Raw genomic sequence first — 21,167 nt, forward strand, 5'->3', positions numbered from 1 at the left:
CATGCAGCGATTACATATCCACCCACCAGTTGAGCAAGGTTTCATCATCGTCGTCATCGAGGTTGACGTAGATATTGGCGAAGTACCATTCCACGCCCGTTGCTGCGCGGAAGGCGTCGAAGGGGGCGTTGACGTTGTGGATGCCGTGGTGGCCCGGCACGCTGAAGGTGAGGTTGCCTTTGTACTGGCCGTCCATGGTGCCGCCCAGCTGGCTTTGCACGTCGCGTTCGAGCTGGTCCACTGCTGCTTGCGGCACGTCGTCGGCATACACCTGGATGCAGAAATTGCCGCCGCGCTTCAATACTTCGGCGGGGGCGAGCGGGTCGGCGATGCTGACGATGTCGCCGCGCGCCAGGTTCAGGGTCAGGCCGGGCGAGGCCAGCAGTTCATAGACGTGCTCGTCAATCTGGCGTGCGGGCAGGGTTTCATACACGGGACCGTGGGTGTTTTCACCTGCCAATACGCGGATATGCGGCAAGCCTTCGCAATTGATGTCTTCCATTCATTCTTTCATAGTGCCGGCGTCACGCACTGCGGGCTGCGCCAGGGTGGGTTTATGGCAATATTGTACCGGCTACGTGCCCGCTGGCCGGGTACGCAACAGTGCAAACGAGGAGAGGCAATGAAGGATGTGGTACAGGTCGGCGGCTGCTTATGTGGCGCCGTGCGCTTCGAAGTGACAGGCGAGGGCAGCAATCCGCACAGCTGCTCGTGCCGCAATTGCCAGCAGCACACGGGCGCGCCCACTGTGGCGTGGGTGGAGTTTGCGCGCGATCAAGTGCGCTGGACGGGCACGGCTGGTGCACCGGCAACCTACCGTTCTTCCGGGTATTCGAGCCGGGCCTTTTGCGCCGCGTGCGGCAGTTCCATCGGCGCCATCGACGATGCGCCGACGGTGGCCTTGCTGGTGGGTAGTTTTGATCATCCTGCCCGGGCGGCCTTTGCGCCCGCATACCACTCTTTTGACGATCTCAGGCCGCTCTGGTGGCACTTCGAGCGGGCCGTCGCCGCACCCGGGCCGGGCGGCGCAGGCAAGTAATCCTCCGTGCGTCAGACGGGCGGCGTGGCCAGGAAGGCAGGCAGGGTTTCTGCCGAGCGCGTGTAGGCGTGCACGCAGCGATAGTCGGCCGGCTTGACGATATCGGGCGTTTCCAGCTGGGCGAAGCTCCAGCCGACGGCGATGGTTACGCCCGCCTGGTCGATACTGCCCGTCTCGCCAGGCAGGGGCAGCTGCGCGCACTCCTGTTCCAGCGCGGTCCAGGCGGCGCGCAGTTGCATGCCGACCCGCTCCAGCCATGGCGCGTGCTGCTTGTCGAGCGGACGCAGCTTGCGTTCGTAGACGATCTGTACGGCTTTTTCATAGGCGGCCAGCGCCAGGCCCGTCAGGCGCAGCGTACGTACGCTGTCGGCGAGGGAGGGGGCGGCGGTGTCCGGACGCAGCAGCGATAGATAATGGAGGATCAAGGTGGAATCCATGAGCACTTGCCCGTCGTCCAGTACCAGGGTCGGCACCTTGATGACGGGGTTGATCTCGCGCACGGCATCCAAGTTGCGGAACACGGACAGCGGCAAGTGCTCGTAGGCAATTCCCTGCAGTTGCAAACAGATGGCGACCCTGCGCACATAGGGCGAGTCGAGCATGCCGATCAGTTTCATGGCCAGTCTCCGGGGTAGTCAGGAGTATCCACGATACCCGCTTGCCTGCCCGCTGGCCAGCGTCCTGCTTAATTGTGTGCGCTAATGCCGTTGCGGAACTGTTCAAAACCGGCGCGCGCGGCCTTGTAGCAATTGCCGGCGGCCGCTTCCAGGCCTTCGCGGTCCAGCACTTCGACCGTGCCGCGGCGGTACTGGATCAAGCCTTCGTCCTGCAGCTTGCGGGCCGTGACGGTGACGCTTTCGCGGCGCACGCCCAGCATGTTGGCCATGGTGTCTTGCGTGACCTTCAGCTCGTTCGACAGCGAGCGATCGAGGCGGTCCAGCAGCCAGCGGCACAGTTTCTGTTCGATGCTGCAATGACGGCCGCCCACCACGTTCTGTGCCATTTGCGCAAACATGGCGCTGGTGTAGCGCATCAGCAATTGTGCCAGCGCGCCGCCTTCGTTGAACACTTCGCGCAGGAAGGCCGTTTTCAGGCGGTAGCCGTAGCCGGCCGTCTGCACGATGGCCGTGCAGGTGGCGCGCTCGGCTTCGTACAGCACCACGCCGGCGACGCCTTCGCGGCCGATGACGGCGATCTCGGTGGTGGCGCCGTCTTCCATCACATACAGCAGGGACACGATGGCGTTGGTGGGGAAATACGCATATTCAATCTTGCCGCCGCAATCGAACAAGTGCTTGCCGGCAGGCAGGGCAACCAGTTCCAGTTGGCAAAACAGGCGCTCCAGATCGGCGCGCGACAAGGCGCGCAGCAATTCGTTCTGTTGTGCGCCCGTGATGCTGATCATGGGTGTGGCGGGGGCGGCTTGCCAGTTGTGCTGGACGGCGGCGTGGCTATTCGTTGCTGGGGTCAGGTTGCTATAAGCTTTATACATGGTAGGGCCTCGTCTTCTGATTTTGTTGGATGGCGCTGCGTTTCTGGCTTGCTAGCGTTGTACTGAATCTTGTATCCACTATAAGACGGGGGGGCGCAGGCGGGCATCGGATGAGCCGACGTGCTTATGTAGGCTAGGAACATTGCCTCGTGTCATCCGACTCCTACGCCTGTTTTTTCATTTTTCTCCGTTTGGAAACCAGCGTGCCAGGGCAAAAAGACGGCCTGCTGCCCGTTCTCCGCGAACTTTGGCCGTCTGCCGCGATCAAACCAGTCGGCGCCAAAATACGATGGTGATAAAATATTGCCTTGTGGAAATTGGCGCGCGTGCCGGCAGCTGTCGTTGCGCTTGTCGTTTGCATTTGTCGTTGTATGCGACGGCTGCACTGCGCAGGCTGCTGGTCTCGCTGCCGAACCCGGGTCCTTTCTGCTTCATCTTGCGATGCTTTCATGGGTCGCCTCACTGCCCGTGCAGTGCATTTGCCGGCGGGTATTTGTCCAGTCCCGATTAATGAAGGAAAGCAACGCATGAAATGGTTTTTTGATTTGAAAATTGCCACCAAACTGATCTTGTCGTTTGGCGCCGTGCTGCTGTTGACGGCGGCCCTGGGCGTATCGGCGATCTTTTCCATGGCGCGTATCAATACCGCGTCGACGGATCTGTCCGCCAACTGGATGCCCAGCGTGCTGGCAGCCATGTCCATGCGCAGCGATGTCAGCGATTTCCGCCGCTGGGAACTGGCGCACATGCTGGCCGCGCAGGATGCCGACATGGCGCAGAATGAAGCGCGCATGACGGAAACGCAGAGCAAGCTGAAGACGGACGGCGACAATTACCGCGCCCTGATTTCGGAGCCGGGCGAGAAGGAAGTCTTCGAGCGTTTCCTTGCGCTCAACGATGAATTCATGCGCCTGCACGCAACCATGCTGAGCCTGTCGCGCGAGATGAAGAAGGAAGAGGCGCGCGCGCTGGCCGTGGGGCCGTCGGCCAAGGTCATGGCGGACATGATGGTGACCCTGGATAAACTCGTGTCCATCAATACGGAGGGCGGCGCGCGTTCGAGCGCCAGCGCCGATGCCACGTATGCGGCTTCGCGCGCCAGCCTGATCGGCCTGCTGGTAGGCATCGTCGTCATCGGCATGCTGCTGGCGCTGTGGGTGGCGCGCAGCGTGGCCCGTCCCCTGATCGAGGCGGTCGGCGTGGCGCGCCAGGTGGCGGCGGGCGACTTGACCGCGCATATTGTTGTGCAATCGCAAGACGAAACGGGGCAATTGATGCAGGCCCTGAAAGACATGAATGCCAGCCTGCAGAACCTGGTGGGCCAGGTGCGCAGCGGCACGGACACCATCGCCACGGCATCGAGCCAGATTGCCGCCGGTAATCAGGACTTGTCGTCGCGCACGGAAGAGCAGGCCAGTTCGCTGGAAGAAACGGCGTCCTCGATGGAAGAACTGACGTCGACCGTGAAGCAGAATGCGGACAATGCGCGCCAGGCCAATACCATGGCGCTGACTTCGTCGAGCATCGCCATCGAGGGCGGCAAGGTCGTCAGCGAAGTGGTGGGCACGATGGCGTCGATCAACGCTTCGTCGCGCAAGATCGTCGACATCATCGCCGTCATCGACGGCATTGCTTTCCAGACCAATATCCTGGCTTTGAATGCGGCCGTCGAGGCCGCGCGCGCGGGCGAGCAGGGACGGGGCTTTGCCGTCGTCGCCACGGAAGTGCGCAACCTGGCGCAACGCTCGGCTGCGGCGGCCAAGGATATCAAAGTTCTGATCGGCGATTCGGTCGAGAAAGTCGAGGCGGGATCGGCACTGGTGGACCAGGCGGGCCGCACGATGGATGACATCGTTGCCAGCATCACCCGCGTGACGGACATCATGAGCGAGATCACGGCTGCCAGCAGCGAACAGAGCGCCGGCATCGAGCAGGTCAACCAGGCCATCGCCCAGATGGATCAGGTGACGCAGCAAAATGCGGCCCTGGTGGAAGAGGCGGCCGCGGCGGCCGAATCGATGCAGGAGCAGGCCGCCAGCCTGAGCGCCGTGGTCAGCATCTTCAGGCTTGACGCCGCCAGCGCCGCTGGAAGGGCGCCGAGCGCGCCGACCAAGGCTGTCAAGGCGCCCGCAGCGGTGGCGCCGGCGCCCCGTCAATTGGCCGCCACGCCGCGCCGCGCGGCGCCAGTGGATGAGTGGGAAAGCTTTTAAGGGCGCTTGCGCGGTTTTTTGACGGTCGGAGTGGTGGGGGCGGCAGCGGCTTGCTGGCGCTGTTGCCATGCCCTCAGGGCCGCTTCGTAGGCGGCCAGGTCTTCCTGATACATTTCCAGCACGCAAAAGGTGCAACCGCTGCGGCAGCACTCGTCATTGTCCGGTTTCCTGGGCGCTTGCGGTTGCGGATCGTGGGGTAAAGGCGGGGTGGGCATGGTGAGGACAGAGGGCGGCGGAGCTGGTAGCGGAGCAGGCATCATACGGCATCCCGGCGTGCCTTTGCTGGAACGCTTTTTGCTCAAAAATCACGGTTTCCGTGTACAGTTGCGGTGAATTAGGGTATCGTTTACAGCACTGATATTGTATCTTCTGCGCGCGATGTTCCGCCGGCGCGATCTCCGCCGCCATCGCAGCACACCTCTTCGACGCTCCCGCATACGCCGTTCAGCATGTCCCGGAGCGCGCAGGTGCCGCAAGAACGATGATCCATGGCTTGCAAGACGGAGCTGCCTGTGCCCCGAAATGTTGTTTATTGAGAAAGCATGGCTTCCGCAGTGCGGAGGCACACCAGAAAATTTATGTCTGAAACCGAATCGACTCCTACGCCCAGCCCGGCGATTGCCCCTGAAGCGGCGCCTGCCGCCGCCCCTGCACCTGCCGCATCCGCTGCTCCCGCCCTGACTTTTGCCGACTTCGGCCTCGCGCCTGAAATCCAGCGCGCCCTGACCGAGCAAGGCTACACCCACCCGACACCGATCCAGGAACAAGCGATTCCCGTCGTGCTGCAAGGCCGCGACGTGATGGGCGCCGCGCAAACGGGCACGGGCAAGACGGCGGGTTTTTCCTTGCCGATCATCCAATTGTTGCTGGCGCATGCCAGCAGCAGCATGTCGCCGGCGCGCCACCCGGTGCGCGCGCTGATCCTGACGCCGACCCGTGAGCTGGCGGTGCAGGTGGCTGAAAACGTCAAGGCCTACGCCAAGCATACGCCGCTGCGCTCGACCGTCGTCTTCGGCGGCATGGACATGAAGCCGCAAACCGTCATCCTGCGCGGCGGCGTGGAAATCGTCATCGCCACGCCAGGCCGCCTGCTCGACCATATCGAGCAAAAGAACATCAGCCTGAGCCAGGTGCAGATGCTGGTCATGGATGAGGCGGACCGCATGCTGGACATGGGCTTCCTGCCGGACTTGCAGCGCATCATCAACATGTTGCCGAAGCAACGCCAGAACCTGATGTTCTCGGCTACGTTCTCGCCAGAAATCAAGAAGCTGGCCGCGACCTTCCTCAACGATCCGCTGACGATCGAAGTGGCGCGCAGCAACCAGACGGCCGACAAGGTCACGCAAGTGGTCTACAAGGTGCCGGAAGATCAGAAACATGCGCTGGTCGCCCATCTGCTGCGCCAGCGCGACCTGAAGCAGGTCATCGTGTTCTCCAACACCAAGATCGGCGCCTCGCGCCTGGCCCGCGTGCTGGAGCAGGAAGGCATGAGCGCCACGGCGATTCATGGCGACAAGAGCCAGCAGGAGCGCATGGCGGCGCTGGAAGCGTTCAAGAAGGGCGAGATTGACGTGCTCGTGGCTACCGACGTGGCGGCGCGCGGCCTGGATATTTCCGATTTGCCCTGCGTCATCAACTTCGACTTGCCGTACAACGCGGAAGACTATGTGCACCGCATCGGCCGCACTGGCCGCGCGGGTGCGTCGGGCGACGCCATTTCGATCTATTCGGATAAAGACGAGCGCTTGCTGGCCGATATCGAAAAACTCATCAAGCAAAGCATCAAGCGCGGTGAACTCGCCGGCTTCAATCCGGCACCCGCCCGCGGCAGCGACAGCGAGCGCCGTCCGCCGCGCCGCAGCGAAGGTGGCGAGGCGCGTCCCGCACGCGCCCCGGAGGGCCGCCATGCCGGCGACAGCCGCGACAGCCGTTCCGCCGAGCGCGGTACGCGTCCCGCCTTCGGTCCCGGCGCCCGCCGCGAAAAGACCGATCCCTGGTTCCTGAAGCCGTATGAGCCAGCCAAGGCGGCAGCCCCGGCGGCTGCCAGCATGGCGCCTGTGGCGGCCAAGCCGAAGCAGAAAGTGGCGGCCTTGCTGGGTGGGTTATTGAAGTAATAACGTTGATGCATTGGTATTCTGGATGGCGCAAGCGCCGGGGCATTGGTCCCGGCGCTTTTTTTTTGACGGCGTGTTGTTGCGTCAGGGCGCGCCGCGCTAGCGGCCGTGGGTGTAACGGTGGGTGGGCGTGCTTCCTGAGCGGGCTTGGCGTCCATGCGGCATGTGGCGCGGTTGCCTTGCCGTCGTTGGCCGAACTTGTTGCTGGTGTTGCTGATGTGATTATTCGTGCGCCGCCTGCAGGCGGCCGCTCAAGATCGGCGGCTATGAACTTTGTCATTGGCCGGTGCGGGCGCATTGGCGACCCTGCTGGCTGACATGGGCGCGGGAGGCAGGAATTGTTCCGTATCGGCTTGCCTTAAAGCATGTGCGGCAGAATCTGGCATGCAGGGCAAATATTATAGGTGGTGGCGCTGGCTATGTTGCTGCGTAATTGTGACAAGGTGTAAAACCGCACAAGATGGTTAGAAAATCGGCGGCGGTGCATATATCATGCAGGCTTGGAAGGTCGTATCCGGAATTGTGGAAGTGGTGTTTGTTGCCGGGCGGGGTAGCGGAGGGTGTCGCTGCCGCAGTGCTTGTGCCGTGTGGCATGGAGTGCCAGGCAGGCCGTCAATTGCAGCATCAGCCATTCAGTCATTGTTTGCTTAGTTGAAAATATTTCCTGCATATGGTGCAGTATATTAATGCAGGTAATTTGCTTTCTGTCTATCGTTGTTGCGAAGAAATGGAACCATGGCTGCATGGTGGAATGTGGTTTTTTAGGCGAGAATTCCGTATTTTTAGCAAGACAATAATGTTAAAATGGTGCGACTGTATTTTTAAAAAGCAATTAGAAATATCTTGCGTCACATCATTCAGCGCATTCTGATCTTCTTGAATCCATGTCATCTTTGATGTGCGGTGATTCATCGATTAGTAGGTTGTCAAAGTGGCTGGCTGTGTTGCTCGGGCTCTTGATTACTTTGAGCTGGTTACGGTTTCCGTTTTGAAGCACGTCAATTTGTTGCGCTGACCAGGCTAGGGTAAATGTATGTCCGGCTGAGTCTCGGGCAATATCTATCCTCTCCTTCTCCTGGTTAGTGCAATGTGCTACCGAGTCGCCCTGATGGATATGATGCCGATTTGTTAACGATATCGGTGTCTGCTGAGCATGTTGTGTTTATTTAATTCGTTATTCTCATTTAATTAATAATATAAAAATGTTATCAGATAAGTCTATTCTCATTACCGGCGGAACGGGTTCGTTCGGCAAGGCCTTTGTCAAAACCGTGCTGGAGCGTTATCCGACCATCAAGCGTCTCGTGGTATTTTCGCGCGATGAATTGAAACAGTTTGAAATGGCGCATGAGTTTTCGGACGAAAAATATGCCGGTATCCGTTATTTCATCGGCGATATCCGCGACGAAGCCCGTCTGCGCCGCGCGCTGGAAGGGATTGATATCGTGATTCATGCTGCCGCGCTGAAACAAGTGCCCGCGGCGGAATATAACCCGTTCGAATGCATCAAGACCAACGTATTGGGTGCGCAAAACCTGATCGAGGCTTGCCTGGATACCAAAGTGCAGCGTGTAGTCGCTTTGTCTACCGACAAGGCTGCCGCGCCGATCAATCTGTACGGCGCCACCAAGCTGTGCTCGGACAAGCTGTTCGTTGCAGCAAATAATATCGTTGGCAATCGCGATCTGCGTTTCAGCGTCGTTCGTTACGGTAACGTGATGGGCAGCCGCGGCTCGGTGATTCCTTTCTTCCTCGAGCGCCGCGCGACGGGCGTGTTGCCGATCACCGATACGGCCATGACTCGCTTCAACATCAGCTTGCAAGAGGGCGTGGACATGGTGCTGTGGTCGCTCGAAAACGCATGGGGCGGCGAAGTGCTGGTACCGAAGATTCCTTCCTACCGCATCACCGATGTGGCTGAAGCCATTGGTCCCGAGTGCAGCTTCCCGGTGGTCGGCGTGCGTCCAGGCGAAAAGATTCATGAAGAAATGATCACCTCCAGCGACAGTTTCAACACCGTTGACATGGGCAAGTACTACGCCATCCTGCCGATGAGCGCGAAGTATTCGACGCAAGAGTATTGCGACAAGATGGGTGCCAAATTGGTGCCGCCGGGTTTCTGCTATGACAGCGGCAGCAATACCGACTTCCTGAGCAAAGAACAATTGCGCGAGCTGATCCAGGCTCACGTTGACCCTACCCATACCGCGTAAAACATGACGATGATTCCTTACGGCCGACAGGATATTTCCGAGGCCGATATTCAGGCCGTCGTTGATGTCTTGCGCTCCGACTTTCTGACGCAGGGGCCGGCGGTGCCGGCGTTCGAGCAAGCGCTGGCGGCATATTGCGGCGCATCCCACGCGATCGCGGTCAATAGCGCCACGAGTGCCTTGCATATCGCATGCCTGGCACTGGGCGTCGGCCCCGGGGATCTGGTCTGGACCAGTCCGAATACCTTCGTTGCCAGTGCTAATTGCGCCTTGTATTGCGGTGCCGATGTCGACTTTGTCGATATCGATGCGCGCACCTACAACCTGAGCGTGGAGGCGTTGGCGCATAAGCTGGCACAGGCGAAGCTGGCGGGACGTCTGCCGAAGGTGGTCATTCCCGTGCATTTGACGGGGCAGCCTTGCGACATGCTTGCCATCCATGCTTTGGGCCAGGAATACGGCTTCAAGATTATCGAAGATGCTTCGCATGCCATAGGCGGCAAGTATCGTGGCGAACCCATAGGCAATTGCCGCTACAGCGACATTACCGTCTTCAGCTTCCACCCCGTGAAGATTATTACCAGTGCCGAAGGCGGTATGGCGACTACGCAAGACGCACAGCTGGCGACCAGCCTGCAACAATTGCGCAGCCATGGCATTACGCGCGATCCCGAGCTGATGACGCATGCGCCCGATGGTGCATGGTATTACCAGCAGGTCACGCTCGGCTACAACTACCGCATGACCGACATGCAGGCAGCGCTTGGCCTGAGCCAGATGGTACGGCTCGATGACTTCGTGGCGCATCGCCATGTCATGGCGCGCCGCTATGACGCCTTGCTGGCGGATCTTCCTGTCATCACGCCATGGCAGCATCCCGATGGTTATTCGGGCTTGCACCTGTATGTGATCCGCCTGCAGACCGGGCAGCTGACGCAGACGCACCGCGAGGTCTTCGACGCCCTGCGCGCGCAATCGATAGGCGTCAATCTGCACTATATTCCCGTGCATCTCCAGCCTTACTATGCAGCAAAAGGCTTCAAGCCTGGCGATTTCCCGGAAGCGGAACATTACTATTCGCAAGCCATCAGCCTGCCCATGTACGCCACCTTCACGGAAGAGCAGCAAGACCGCGTCATCGAGGCCTTGCGGAAAGCGCTGAAATGAAAATAGGCTTGGGCGCAGTTCAGTTCGGGCTCGATTATGGTATCGCCAATACGGCAGGCAAGGTAAGCGAAGGGGAAGTGGCGGCGATTCTGGCCGCTGCGGCCCAGCTGCAATTGACGTTGATCGATACGGCGGCACTGTATGGCGACAGCGAAGCCGTGCTGGGCCGTGCGATGTCACCTGCCGCAGCTTTCGATATCGTGACCAAGACGCCGCAGTTTGCGGGTTCGGCCGTGACTGAGGCGGAAGCGCAGCAACTGGAAGACAGCCTGCACGCCTCGCTGCGCAAGCTGCAGCGTCCCGCCGTATATGGTTTGTTGATCCACCGCGTCGACGACTTGCTGTTGCCCGGTGGCGATGCGCTGATGGCGCGCATGGTGCTGTTGAAGCAGCGTGGCCTGGTCAGCAAGATTGGCGTGTCCGTCTATACCGGGCAGCAGATTGATGCCGTACTGGCGCGCTTCCCGATCGACCTGATTCAGCTGCCTGTCAACGTGCTGGACCAGCGTTTGCTGCATAGCGGACATCTGCGCAAATTGAAACAGGCAGGTGTCGAGATCCATGCCCGTTCCGCCTTCCTGCAAGGCTTGCTGCTGATGGCTCCGCACGAATTGCCGGCCCATTTTGACGGCGTGCGCGAGCATCTGGCCGCCTATCACCGCTTTATTGCCGGACAAGGCTTGACGCCGCTGCAAGCGGCGCTGGGCTTTGTGACCGGGCTGGAGGAGATCGACCAGGTGGTCTGTGGCGTCAATTCCAGCGTGCAATTGCAAGAAATATGCGCGGCGGCCGCACACGCGGCCGCAGGCGCCGCGCGCGCAGGCTATGACGCGTTTGCGATCAGCGACGAAGCGATCGTCAATCCTGCCTTGTGGCAGCATGCAAAGGGTAAATCATGATATTGGCAATATTGCAGGCCCGTTTTTCGTCGTCGCGGCTGCCAGGCAAGGTGCTCAAGCCCTTGCTGGGCGAGCCGATGCTGCTGCGCCAGATCGAGCGTTTGCGCGACGTGCGCCAGATCGATCAATTGCTGGTGGCAACGAGCCGCGAAGCGTCGGATGACGCCATTGAAACATTGTGCGCGGCCAATGGCATCGCTTGCTTCAGGGGCGACCTGAACGACGTGCTGGAGCGTTTTCACCAGGCGGCGCACACGTTTGCACCCGAGCATATCGTGCGTCTGACGGCCGATTGCCCGCTGACCGACCCCGCGCTGATCGACGAGGTCATCGCGTTTTATCTGGCCGGCGACTACGACTACGTCAGCAATAGTGTTGAAGCCACCTATCCGGATGGCCTCGATGTGGAGATCTTCCGCGCCTCATGCCTGGACGAGGCGTGGCGCGAAGCGCGTTTGTCGTCGCAGCGCGAGCATGTCACACCGTTCATTCACCAGCAAGCCGGGCGCTACAAGGTGGGCGTGTACCGTAACGCCGCGGATTTGTCGCACTTGCGCTGGACTGTGGATGAACCGAAGGATTTCGAGCTGGTCACCATGATTTATGACGCGTTGTATCCGAAGAACGCGCGTTTTTCCATGCGGGATGTCCTTTCCCTGCTGGAGCAGCGCCCCGAATTAGTAAATTGGAACACCATGCATGGACGTAACGAGGGATATCAGAAATCGCTCGACGCCGATGCCATGCCGACTACCCCCCCCACCATAGAGAACTAATATGTCTACACGCTATCAACGCTCTGAAGAGTTATTGGAACGCGCCCTTAAAACGATCCCGCTCGGCTCGCAGACTTTCAGCAAGAGCAAAACCCAGTTTCCATTGGGTGTTTCGCCGTATTTTATTCAACGCGGCAAGGGTAGCCATGTATGGGATGTGGATGGCAATGAATACATCGATTTCATCAGCAGCCTGGCGTCGATCACGCTCGGCTACAACGATGAGGACGTGAACAACGCGGTCAAGGCGCAAATGGACGAGGGCGTGATCTTCAGCCTGCCGCACCAGATTGAAATGCAGGTCGCGGAAAAGATCTGCGAAATCGTGCCTTGCGCCGAGATGGTGCGTTTCGGCAAGAATGGTTCCGATGCCACCGCCGGTGCGATCCGCCTGGCGCGCGCCTACACCAACCGTGAACATGTGGCCGTGTGCGGCTACCACGGCTGGCAGGACTGGTATATCGGTTCGACCGCGCGCAACCGCGGCGTTCCTGTTGCCACGCGCGAACTGACGCACAGTTTTGTGTATAACGACCTGGCATCGCTGGAAAAGCTGTTTGCCGACTTCCCCGAGCAGATCTCGGCCGTGATCCTCGAACCGATGAATGTGTACGCGCCGGTGGAAGGGTTCCTCGAAGGCGTCAAGGCCCTGGCCCACAAGCACGGCGCGCTGCTGATCTTTGATGAAACCATCACGGGTTTCCGCTACGCCAATGGCGGTGCGCAAGAGCTGTTTGGCGTCACGCCCGACCTGGCCACATTCGGCAAGGGCCTGGCGAATGGCTACCCGGTATCGGCCATCGCCGGCCGCGCCGATGTCATGAAGCTGATGGAAGAAATCTTCTTCTCGTTTACCTTCGGTGGCGAAACGCTGTCGCTGGCAGCGGCCCTGGCGACAATGGAAAAATTGCAGCGCGAACCTGTCGTGGCGACGATCAAGAAGCAGGGGCAAAAAATTATCGATCGCCTCAACGCCATCATCGCTGCCAATGAGGCCGAGCATATCCTGAGCGTCGCAGGACATTCGAGCTGGAGTTTCGTACTGATCAAGGATGCTGGCTCGTATACGCAATGGCACATCAAGACCTTGTTTATGCAAGAAATGCTGGCGCGTGGGATATTGACTTTTGGTTCACATAATGTCAACTATAGCCATAGCGATAGCGACCTGCAGCAATTGTTTGCCGCATATGAAGAGGTTGTTCCCATGCTCGTTAATGCGGTCAGGGATGGCACGCTGGAAGGACTGTTGCGTTGCAAGCCGCTTGAACCTTTGTTTAAGGTGCGATGAAAAGATCTATCGTCATTCGCACAGATGCTTCGGTGCAAATGGGAAGTGGGCATGTCATGCGGTGCGCCACGCTTGCTGATGAGCTCAGAGCCAATGGCGTCACCGTAACTTTTATTTGTCGAGATTTTCCCGGCAATTATATTGACTGGTTATTGTCAAAAGAGTATGAGGTAATTCGACTCGCATCCCCCAGCGTCAGCAATGACGAGGTGGGGGATTATCCTGCGCATCTGCATTGGTTGGGTGTATCGTTGCAACAGGAAATTGACGAGGTTGTCGGCGTGTTGTCGCAACGCCCTACAGTCGACTGCATCATTGTTGATCACTATGCTCTTGAGCTGGAATGGGAGCGGCAGATTGCCCCATTTACCCGAAAAATGATGGTGATTGATGATCTTGCTGATCGTCAACATGGCTGCGATATCTTGCTGGACCAAAATTATTATTGCGACATGCAATCGCGCTATGATAATTTGATCCCTTCGATATCCACGAAGTTACTTGGTCCCGCCTATGCTTTATTGCGTCCTGAGTTTATTCGGATGCGCAATCACTCCAGACTACGTGATGGCACTGTAAAGCGAATTCTTGTTTTTTTGGGCGGCGCAGATCCTGCCAATGAAACAAGTAATGTAATTCATGCTCTGCGCATGCTGAAACGAGCAGATCTTGAGGTCGACGTGGTCGTTGGTGCCAGCAATCCGCATCGTTCCTTGATCCAGTCGCTATGTGAAGAAGCGGGAAATTATCAATATCACTGCCAGATAGATAATATTGCGGAATTGATGCTGGCCGCTGATCTGGCTATCGGTGCAGGCGGCTCTACATTATGGGAGCGTGGCTATCTTGGTTTGCCAAGTCTGATTATTATTCTGGCGAAGAACCAGGAGATTGCCGCTCGAGACCTGGAAAGTATCGGCGCATTGAAGATAATTGGAGAGTCTGGGAAGATATCCAGTCATTACATTTATAAGGTCTTGAATGATTGCATTGATAATAAGGATATGCTTTTAAGTATGTCTAAAATTAGCAATTCCTTGGTTGGGCATGGCGCCAAAAAAATTCAAGAAACCATCTTTACTACTTTTTGTTAAATAAATATGCCATCTTTTGCCGACTATAGTTTAAGAAGAATCAAGGCTTCGGATCGTGATTTATTGCGCACTTGGCGTAATAAAGATAACATCCGGGAAAATATGTATACGGACCATATTATTGGTGAGCTGGAGCACAATAAATGGTTTGAAAAGGCATTGCTTGATACGGTTAATCATTATTTTGTTTTTGAGTATCAGGAAAGGCCGGTTGGCTTTGTTTCTTTTACCAAGGTTAATGTTTTGGACCGTCGATCAGATTGGGCATTTTATCTGGGTGAGACAGATGTTCCCAAGGGATCTGGTTCCGCAATGGAATATTTTGCACTGGTACAGGCTTTTGAAGTTCTAAATTTCAGAAAGCTGTGCTGCGAAGTGTTTTCTTTTAACCAATTGGTCGTCAATTTGCACAAGAAATTTGGTTTCCAGCAAGAAGGTCTTTTCAAGCAACATATGAAAAAATCTGAATCATTTCAGGATGTCGTGGCGCTTGCCTTGTTCGATACGGAATGGGTTGCCAGTAAGAATACTCTCTTCAACCGTTGTTTTCGGTGATAACTATGAAAATTAAAGATAGAAATATTGGTTTAGGTCATGCTCCATTCGTTATCGCCGAAATGTCTGGCAACCATAATCAATCGCTGGAACGCGCACTGGAAATCGTTGAAGCTGCGGCTAGAACCGGTGCTCATGGTTTGAAGATACAGACTTATACGCCCGATACCATGACCTTGGATATTGACGAGCGGGAGTTCCATATCAGTGACCCGAATAGCTTATGGGCCGGCACGTCGCTGTACAAGCTGTACGGTGAAGCGTATACGCCGTGGGAATGGCACGCGCCTATCTTCCAGCGCGCGCGCGAGCTTGGCATGATCCCGTTCAGCACACCGTTTGACGACACGGCAGTCGACTTCCTGGAAACGCTGGACATGGACTGCTACAAGATTGCCTCGTTTGAAAACACAGACTTGCCATTGATACGCCGCGTGGCAGCCACCGGCAAGCCGGTGATTATTTCCACGGGCATGGCAACCGTTGCCGAGCTCGACGAAACCGTGCGCGCAGCGCGCGAGGCCGGTTGCCGCGATTTGATTCTGCTCAAATGCACCAGCACTTATCCTGCCACGGCCGCGAATACGAATATCCTGACGATTCCTCATTTGCGTGAATTATTCGGCTGTGAAGTCGGCCTGTCCGATCACACCATGGGTGTGGGCGTGTCGGTGGCCAGCGTGGCGCTGGGCGCCAGTGTGGTGGAAAAACACTTCACCTTGAGCCGTGCCGACGGCGGTGTCGATAGCACGTTCTCGATGGAACCGGCTGAAATGGCGCAGTTGGTGGTCGAGACCGAGCGTGCCTGGCAAGCGCTGGGTCACGTTGCTTACGGTCCCACCGCAGCCGAGATGAAATCGCTGCAATTCCGTCGTTCGCTGTATGTTTCGCAAGATATCAAGGCGGGCGAGAAGTTAACGAAGGAAAATCTGCGTGCAATCCGTCCTGGCCTGGGTCTGCCGACCAAGTTCATGGACGTTTTCCTGGGCAAGTGCGTGACCAGCGATGTGCCGCGCGGTACGCCCCTGTCCTGGGACCTGATCGGTTAAGCATCGCGTTCGCCATGCCCGTATGGGCCTGATGCCTGATGCCGGCTTCTGTTGCCAGCATCAGACGGGATAGCCATTATCCATCGATAAAGTAGAAGATTTTTAAAAGAGTAAGATTATGAATGTGACTGTCATTGGCACGGGGTATGTTGGCTTGGTCAGCGGTACCTGTTTTGCGGAAGTCGGCAACAATGTGCTGTGCCTGGACCTGGACGCGGAGAAAATCCGTATCCTGAATGAAGGCGGCATCCCTATTTTTGAGCCGCATCTGCTGGAAATGGTACAGCGTAATATCGCCGCCGGCCGCCTGCAGTTCACCACCGACGTCAAGAAAGCTGTTGATCATGCTTCGGTGCAATTTATTGCTGTCGGCACGCCGCCAGATGAAGATGGCTCGGCCGATCTGAAGTATGTGCTCGCGGCAGCGCGCAGCATCGGTCAGCACATGCAGGGTTACAAGGTGATTGTCGACAAATCGACGGTACCGGTAGGCACGGCCAGCAAGGTTGCTGCCGTTGTTGCAGAAGAATTGGCATTGCGTTCCGCCGACATCGGCTACAGCGTAGTGTCCAATCCGGAATTCCTGAAGGAAGGCGCCGCCATCGACGATTTCATGCGTCCCGACCGTATCGTCGTGGGCGCCGATGATGAACAGGCTATCCACCTGATGCGCGAGTTGTATGCGCCGTTCCAGCGCAACCATGAGCGCTTGATCATCATGGATGTGAAGTCGGCCGAACTGACCAAGTATGCAGCGAATGCGATGCTGGCAACGCGTATTTCCTTTATGAACGAACTGGCCGATTTGTCCGAGCGCCTCGGCGCCGATATCGAGTCGGTGCGCCTGGGCATGGGCTCCGATCCCCGCATCGGTTATCACTTCCTGTATCCCGGTTGCGGCTACGGCGGTTCCTGTTTCCCTAAAGATGTGAAGGCGCTCATCGGTACCGCCAAGGAACACCAGCAGGATCTGCAGATATTGAATGCCGTGGAGTCGGTCAACAATGCCCAAAAGCATGTGCTGACAAAAAAAATCAAGGCCCGTTTTGGCGCCACCCTGAAGGGCATGCGTTTCGCCATCTGGGGTCTGGCATTCAAGCCGAATACGGATGACATGCGTGAAGCGCCAAGCCGTGAGCTGATCGCCGATTTGCTGGCGGCCGGTGCCGTGGTGAGCGCGTACGATCCCGTGTCCTTGCACGAAGCCAAGCGAATTTATGCTGGGCAAGAGGGAGTCACCTTTGCGGAATCGCATCAGGACGCCCTGGATGGCGCCGATGCCCTGGTGATCGTGACCGAGTGGAAAGAATTCCGCAGCCCTGATTTTGCTGCGATCAAGGAAAAATTGAAAACGCCGGTGATTTTCGACGGACGGAATATTTACGACCCGGCGACGGTGCTTGCGCATGGCTTTGAGTATTTCCCGATTGGCCGCCGGGCATAGCAGCGACGCAGGCGGGGCGTGCCGGCTCCATGCTGGCCGCCGCACCGCCGCATATTGATATGGGCGCTTGACCGCCAAACCTGCCGAATAGGCAAACTTTTAAAAGTATATTGCGATGAAAAAAATTCTAGTAAGCGGCGGTGCCGGTTTTCTTGGCTCACATTTGTGCGAGGAATTGATACGGACGGGTAATGATGTCTTGTGTGTCGATAATTTCTTTACCGGCAGCAAGCGTAACATCGCGCATTTGATGACCAATCCGTATTTCGAAGTGATGCGCCACGACGTCACCTTTCCTTTGTATGTAGAAGTTGAACAAATCTACAATCTGGCATGCCCGGCCTCGCCCGTGCACTACCAGTTCGATCCCGTGCAAACGACGAAGACCAGCGTGCATGGCGCCATTAACATGCTGGGATTGGCAAAGCGCCTGCAAGCGCGCATCCTGCAAGCATCGACGTCGGAAGTGTATGGCGATCCGGAAGTGCATCCGCAACCGGAAGAGTACTGGGGCCGCGTGAACCCGGTGGGCATCCGTAGTTGCTACGACGAAGGCAAGCGCTGCGCTGAAACCCTGTTCTTCGATTACTGGCGTCAGCACGCTTTGCTGATCAAAGTGGTGCGCATCTTCAATACCTATGGCCCGCGCATGCATCCGAACGATGGCCGTGTCGTCAGCAATTTTATTGTGCAGGCAATTCGCGGCGAAGATATCACCATCTATGGCGAAGGCCAGCAGACTCGCAGCTTCTGCTATGTCGATGATTTGATCAATGTAATGGTGCGCATGATGAATTCGCCGGACGATTTCACCGGTCCTGTGAATATCGGCAATCCTTGTGAATACACGATGCTGGAACTGGCTGAAATGGTCTTGAAGCTGACGGGTTCGACCAGCAAACTGGTCTTCAAACCCCTGCCATCGGACGATCCGAAACAGCGTCAGCCAAACATTGCGCTGGCCAAGGAAAAGCTGGGCTGGGAACCGAAGGTCAGCCTGGAAGATGGCTTGACGCGCACTATCGAGTATTTCAAGAAAGAATTGCATCTGTAAGACGGTGGGCCATACAAGCTGATCGCGGTGATGACTGGCCGATTGTGCGCGCATGCTTTCCCCGCATGCGCCACGTCGGCTTAAACAAATGTCGGAAGTGAAATTTTGAAAATTTTTAGGGGCGTTCAGTCCTTGGCGGCGCGCCTGATCGCACATCTGAAGTACACACCGATACTCGGTCTGGCGGCATTGATCGGTTTTGTCCGCATCGGTATCTATGCCAGATTACTGAGCGTGGACGACTTTGGCCTCTTGTCGAAGTTGCTGCTGATTTCAGGATTTTTCTGTGTGGCCGGTAGCTGCGGCTTTCAGATACTGGCGCAGCGCGACTTGCCGGCCATGTTTGCCCATCAACGCTACCGCCGCGGCCTGGTTATTTTGGGTAAGGCTTGCATGATTACGTCGGCGGTGGCGCTGCTGTTGTGCGTCACTCCCCTGTTTGGCTATGTGCCGCTGAATGTGGCGGGACTGGCCTTGTTGATCGCCGTTATTCATGGCTGGGCGCAACAAAGTTTCATGCTGGTCGTACTGGACAGCCGTAGCCGGCTGGAGATGGTGCCGTACTCCTTGCAGATCCTGCTCAGAACGGTACTGTGCTGTGTTGTGGCCAGTGGTGTGGCCGCGCTGGGCGGCGGCGCCTTGGGCATCTTGCTGGCGGAACTGGCGGTCACCGTCGTGCTGAGCGTGAACTTGATGAAGAAAATGCTGCAAGGGATAGGTTTTTCCTGGGCCGTATTTGCAGGCTTGTGCAAGAAGGGCTTCACGAAGAAGGAATGGCATGTCGCGGCCATTCTGTTGTTGGGAACGACATTATCCTTTTTGAGTACCAGTGTTGATCGGTGGCTGGCGGCGGATGTCCTCAGTGCCAAGCAATTCGGCTTGTATTCCTTTTCGTGGATACCGTTGGTGGCTGCCTTGTCGATGCAGGCACTCTTGAATGCAGGCCTGTTTCCGCTGATTGCGCAACGTCGCGTGGCTGGTTCGGATCAGAAGGCGTTGCGCGTGACGGCGCTGGTATCGGTGGGCCTGTTGCTGGCAGCACTGGTGTTTGTACTGCTCGCCAATAAATTGATCGCCTGGGCTATCCCCATCTGGTATGGGCAATATCAGGATGCTTTGCCCTTGTTTCTCCCCTTGCTGGCGGCGGCGGCATTCCGGGTGTCGGATTTCTGGTCCAGTTTTTTGATCATTACACATCGCCATGTGAGCTTGCTGGTGACGCAGGTCATCTTGATTGTGGTGGCATTTGTCTATTGCCGCTTTGCTTTGGATGGGACTGCGTGGATGCAGGATCCGTACAACTTTACGTTGCTGGCGCTGTTTTTAGCTGCAGGAAACTACTTCGTCAATGCATTGTTGGCGTTTTTCGTCGGACACAGGGCAGCTTCCTGATTCTGGCCTGATGAAGAGACTTGGCCGGCCATACTTGCAGGCCGCTCCATGCTGTGATTATTTTTTATTGAAACAAACCTATGTCTTATAGTCTGCGCGCATTTGTTGGGATTTGGCTGCTGTATTTCTTTCTGGTTGCAGTTGCCCCTGCCTATTCGTTGACCTCGGAAATGCATCAGGCGGTGATGCTGGACATCCTGTTTGTTGTATTGACCTTGCTCGCCGCCGTGTTGACGCACCATTTTTTGGAAAAAAATATCCGGAACGATCACACGCAGCGCTATGCAATTCCGGCCGGTATTTCCCGCACCATTCTGAAGCTGAGCGTGTGGCTCGCCTTGCTGGGATTGTTGGCGCTCATGTTTGACAAGATTCAGGTACAGCATATCGACTACAGCGGCGAGCTGGCACGGGCCCGGGAAGAGTGGCGCGAACTGGGCGAGGGACGCGAGGGCGTATCGTCAATATATAGCGTCATGGGCTATGCCTTCTCGACCTGCTTTGTGGTGACGCTGGTGCCTATCATGCTCAAGCCTGCCTCGCTCAGCTCTGCCAGGATTGGTGTCGCTCTGTGCAGTTTGTTCCTGTTTGTGATGCTCAATTCTATTCTCACCGGCGGCAGAACCATCATCTTGCTGACCCTGACATTTGCTTTCGCTTTTTATGCCATGCGCCTGGAGCGCGGGGGCAAGGCGTACACGCTGTCACCGAGAACCAAGACAGGATTGATGGTGCTGGGAGCCGTGATGATCATGTATATTTTTTACGTGTTCATGTCGCGCGCCAGCGCTACCCAGGATGGTGTTTCGGCTTCGGCATATATGGAAGGGATGCAGGAATACATGGGACTGGGGACGCTGGCATGGCCGGCAAAACTGGAAAGTGCCTTTCCCGTCGTGGGTTCCATTGTCGCCTTTGGCATGTTGATCATCACTTATCTGTGCCACAGCGTTTTCATTTTTGCCGAGTATTTGCAGCATCAGGCGGAATACAGCGGCGACCCCTTGATTCTGTTTAACCACTTGCGTACCTTGCTGTCAAAGCTGGGGGTACTGGGGCCGCAGAGTACTGACTGGTTTCTTGCCGGGCGTTTTCCTTCATTGCCTGGAGCCTTGTTCCATGATGGCGGTTATTTGTTGTTATGTGCAGGTACATTGTTGCTGGGCATGTTGACAGGCTGCGCCAATTTCTTCGCGCGGGCGAAAGAAATGTCCCTGCTGCGGGTTGGCTTTATATCTTCCGTATATACCGTGCTATTTCTGTCACCATTGCTGTTTGCCCCTGATCTGATGAGTTTTCCCTTCATCGTGTTCGAATTTATCATGTTTGGCGTATTGTTTTCCAAATTCAGAATTACAAAATAAAGTAGGTGTAA

Annotated in this window: 19 protein-coding genes; 15 read left to right on the plus strand and 4 right to left on the minus strand. The window is 56.9% G+C overall.

Going from position 1 to position 21,167, the window contains the following annotated elements:
* Positions 1-10: 10 nt before the first annotated feature.
* Positions 11-502 carry a DUF4265 domain-containing protein gene (locus tag GCN74_RS10800; protein ID WP_152256683.1) on the minus strand — a complete coding sequence of 164 codons (492 nt, stop codon included), beginning with the start codon at positions 500-502 and terminating at the stop codon, positions 11-13.
* Between the two features lie 120 nt (positions 503-622).
* Between GCN74_RS10800 and GCN74_RS10805 the strand changes: the two genes are divergently transcribed.
* Positions 623-1,039: a GFA family protein gene (locus GCN74_RS10805; protein ID WP_152256684.1), complete on the plus strand. Its 417-nt coding sequence runs from the start codon at positions 623-625 to the stop codon at positions 1,037-1,039.
* An 11-nt stretch (positions 1,040-1,050) separates the two neighbouring features.
* Here GCN74_RS10805 and GCN74_RS10810 read toward each other — a convergent pair whose 3' ends face one another.
* Positions 1,051-1,656, minus strand: a complete 606-nt coding sequence (locus tag GCN74_RS10810) for a glutathione S-transferase (protein ID WP_152256685.1) — start codon at positions 1,654-1,656, stop codon at positions 1,051-1,053.
* A gap of 68 nt (positions 1,657-1,724) precedes the next feature.
* Positions 1,725-2,444 carry a Crp/Fnr family transcriptional regulator gene (locus GCN74_RS10815; RefSeq protein WP_152256740.1) on the minus strand — a complete coding sequence of 240 codons (720 nt, stop codon included), beginning with the start codon at positions 2,442-2,444 and terminating at the stop codon, positions 1,725-1,727.
* Between the two features lie 614 nt (positions 2,445-3,058).
* Between GCN74_RS10815 and GCN74_RS10820 the strand changes: the two genes are divergently transcribed.
* Complete coding sequence (locus GCN74_RS10820; RefSeq protein WP_152256686.1) at positions 3,059-4,741, plus strand: methyl-accepting chemotaxis protein; 1,683 nt, start codon at positions 3,059-3,061, stop codon at positions 4,739-4,741.
* Here GCN74_RS10820 and GCN74_RS10825 read toward each other — a convergent pair.
* Positions 4,738-4,956 (minus strand): oxidoreductase-like domain-containing protein, encoded by a 219-nt coding sequence (locus GCN74_RS10825; RefSeq protein WP_152256687.1) that lies wholly within the window; start codon positions 4,954-4,956, stop codon positions 4,738-4,740. The genes GCN74_RS10820 and GCN74_RS10825 overlap by 4 nt on opposite strands.
* 363 nt (positions 4,957-5,319) lie before the next feature.
* Between GCN74_RS10825 and GCN74_RS10830 the strand changes: the two genes are divergently transcribed.
* The 13 genes from GCN74_RS10830 to GCN74_RS10890 all read left to right on the plus strand — a co-directional run bounded on the left by GCN74_RS10830 (position 5,320) and on the right by GCN74_RS10890 (position 21,156).
* Complete coding sequence (locus GCN74_RS10830; RefSeq protein ID WP_152256688.1) at positions 5,320-6,858, plus strand: DEAD/DEAH box helicase; 1,539 nt, start codon at positions 5,320-5,322, stop codon at positions 6,856-6,858.
* A 1,202-nt stretch (positions 6,859-8,060) separates the two neighbouring features.
* A complete protein-coding gene (pseB, locus tag GCN74_RS10835; protein WP_152256689.1) occupies positions 8,061-9,071 on the plus strand; it encodes a UDP-N-acetylglucosamine 4,6-dehydratase (inverting) in 1,011 nt (336 codons plus the stop codon).
* Between the two features lie 9 nt (positions 9,072-9,080).
* Positions 9,081-10,238: a UDP-4-amino-4,6-dideoxy-N-acetyl-beta-L-altrosamine transaminase gene (pseC, locus tag GCN74_RS10840; protein ID WP_152256741.1), complete on the plus strand. Its 1,158-nt coding sequence runs from the start codon at positions 9,081-9,083 to the stop codon at positions 10,236-10,238.
* Complete coding sequence (locus GCN74_RS10845; RefSeq protein WP_152256690.1) at positions 10,235-11,137, plus strand: aldo/keto reductase; 903 nt, start codon at positions 10,235-10,237, stop codon at positions 11,135-11,137. Before pseC ends, GCN74_RS10845 begins: the two co-directional genes overlap by 4 nt.
* Positions 11,134-11,913, plus strand: coding sequence for a cytidylyltransferase domain-containing protein (locus tag GCN74_RS10850; RefSeq protein ID WP_152256691.1), 780 nt, complete (start codon positions 11,134-11,136; stop codon positions 11,911-11,913). Before GCN74_RS10845 ends, GCN74_RS10850 begins: the two co-directional genes overlap by 4 nt.
* Before the next feature lies 1 nt (position 11,914).
* On the plus strand, positions 11,915-13,204 hold the full coding sequence (locus tag GCN74_RS10855) for an aminotransferase class III-fold pyridoxal phosphate-dependent enzyme (protein WP_152256692.1): 1,290 nt from the start codon (positions 11,915-11,917) through the stop codon (positions 13,202-13,204).
* Entirely contained in the window at positions 13,201-14,298 is a 1,098-nt protein-coding gene (gene pseG, locus GCN74_RS10860; RefSeq protein WP_152256693.1) for a UDP-2,4-diacetamido-2,4,6-trideoxy-beta-L-altropyranose hydrolase, read from the plus strand. Before GCN74_RS10855 ends, pseG begins: the two co-directional genes overlap by 4 nt.
* A gap of 6 nt (positions 14,299-14,304) precedes the next feature.
* Positions 14,305-14,853, plus strand: a complete 549-nt coding sequence (pseH, locus tag GCN74_RS10865) for a UDP-4-amino-4,6-dideoxy-N-acetyl-beta-L-altrosamine N-acetyltransferase (RefSeq protein ID WP_152256694.1) — start codon at positions 14,305-14,307, stop codon at positions 14,851-14,853.
* Between the two features lie 5 nt (positions 14,854-14,858).
* Positions 14,859-15,902, plus strand: a complete 1,044-nt coding sequence (pseI, locus tag GCN74_RS10870) for a pseudaminic acid synthase (protein WP_152256695.1) — start codon at positions 14,859-14,861, stop codon at positions 15,900-15,902.
* Between the two features lie 118 nt (positions 15,903-16,020).
* A complete protein-coding gene (locus GCN74_RS10875) occupies positions 16,021-17,346 on the plus strand; it encodes a UDP-glucose dehydrogenase family protein (RefSeq protein WP_152256696.1) in 1,326 nt (441 codons plus the stop codon).
* A 115-nt stretch (positions 17,347-17,461) separates the two neighbouring features.
* Positions 17,462-18,400 carry a UDP-glucuronic acid decarboxylase family protein gene (locus GCN74_RS10880; protein WP_152256697.1) on the plus strand — a complete coding sequence of 313 codons (939 nt, stop codon included), beginning with the start codon at positions 17,462-17,464 and terminating at the stop codon, positions 18,398-18,400.
* A 132-nt stretch (positions 18,401-18,532) separates the two neighbouring features.
* Positions 18,533-19,792 carry a hypothetical protein gene (locus tag GCN74_RS10885; RefSeq protein WP_152256698.1) on the plus strand — a complete coding sequence of 420 codons (1,260 nt, stop codon included), beginning with the start codon at positions 18,533-18,535 and terminating at the stop codon, positions 19,790-19,792.
* An 80-nt stretch (positions 19,793-19,872) separates the two neighbouring features.
* The gene (locus GCN74_RS10890) at positions 19,873-21,156 is read left to right on the plus strand and encodes an O-antigen polysaccharide polymerase Wzy (RefSeq protein ID WP_152256699.1); all 1,284 of its coding nucleotides are present in this window, start codon (positions 19,873-19,875) and stop codon (positions 21,154-21,156) included.
* Positions 21,157-21,167 lie beyond the last annotated feature (11 nt).

Source organism: Janthinobacterium sp. FT14W (assembly GCF_009208755.1).
GTDB classification, from domain to species: domain Bacteria; phylum Pseudomonadota; class Gammaproteobacteria; order Burkholderiales; family Burkholderiaceae_D; genus Janthinobacterium; species Janthinobacterium violaceinigrum.